We start from the raw sequence: 346 nt of genomic DNA, 5'->3' as shown, positions 1-346 counted from the left end.
TACTTTTCTAGAAGATTTGAGGGAGATCCCAGTTGCTCCATGTCTACCGACCAAATGGAAATTACCAGTGCCAATTCATCTTGGTGTCGGGAGAGTTGCTTGGTATTTTAATCATAAATCACAACCAGAGACGAGGGGAAGTGTTATGAAAAGGCTGAACCAGTTTCTTGATCGCGTGATTGAGCCTGAAGAAAATACTCTCGTTGTTTGTCATGGAGGAATCATTATTTTTTTGCGAAAAGAGCTTTTGAAGAGAGGTTTTAAGGGACCGAAAATATCTCGTCCAGAGAATGCGAAACTCTATGTTTTTGAACGAGTATGAAGAATAATACGGCAAGTCTAGATG

The 346-nt window shown here is 40.2% G+C and carries 1 protein-coding gene; it reads left to right on the top strand.

Translation table 11 applies throughout. The features are described 5' to 3' along the window. The coding region (locus tag AOA60_RS33555; RefSeq protein WP_143522583.1) for a histidine phosphatase family protein at positions 1-322 on the top strand (322 nt) is incomplete at its 5' end. Positions 323-346: the final 24 nt, after the last annotated feature.

Source organism: Pseudomonas sp. 2822-17 (assembly GCF_002742485.1).
Classification (GTDB): domain Bacteria; phylum Pseudomonadota; class Gammaproteobacteria; order Pseudomonadales; family Pseudomonadaceae; genus Aquipseudomonas; species Aquipseudomonas cyclaminis.
The sequence above is the reverse complement of the archived record's forward strand: the minus strand, read 5'-3'. Positions and strand labels throughout refer to the sequence as shown.